The sequence below is a fragment of the Psychrobacter sp. T6-1 genome (genome assembly GCF_052258445.1).
Genome location: NZ_JBQQFC010000796.1, coordinates 1 through 556 on the forward strand (window position 1 = coordinate 1; position 556 = coordinate 556).

The 556-nt window shown below is 47.1% G+C and carries 1 protein-coding gene; it reads left to right on the forward strand.

Translation table 11 applies throughout. From position 1 onward, the window contains the following. Window positions 1-556 (forward strand): preprotein translocase subunit SecA (locus ACTXGO_RS16030; RefSeq protein ID WP_459112950.1); only part of this gene is annotated, 556 nt, incomplete at both ends.

Below are 556 nucleotides of genomic sequence, written 5' to 3' on the forward strand. Positions count from 1 at the left end.
TCTCAGGTCAGGCCGAGGACTCCTCACGCATGTATGCGCTGATCAACACGATTATTCCCGTACTCATTCGCTCAAAAGACGAAGAAGCGAACAAGAACAATGAAGAAGAGGACTTTTGGATTGACGAAAAAAACCGTCAAATCGAGATTAGCGAAAAAGGCTATGAGAAAATTGAGCGCTTTTTAATAGAAGTGGGCGAGCTGGGACCTGAAGAGAGTCTGTATAGTCCAAGTCGTCTGCCGTTACTTGCGCACGTACAAGCCGCTATTCGCGCCCATCATATCTTTGTCAAAAACGTGCACTACATCGTCGATGAAGGCGAGGTAGTCATCGTTGATGAAAACACGGGGCGTACGATGCCTGGTCGGCGCTGGTCAGAGGGTCTGCATCAAGCGGTAGAGGCCAAAGAAAACGTCGAGATTCAAGCAGAGAACCAAACGCTGGCGACGACGACTTTTCAGAATTTTTTCCGCTTGTACGACAAATTATCTGGTATGACAGGTACTGCTGATACTGAGGCGGCAGAATTTAAATCCACTTACGATCTTGATGTTAT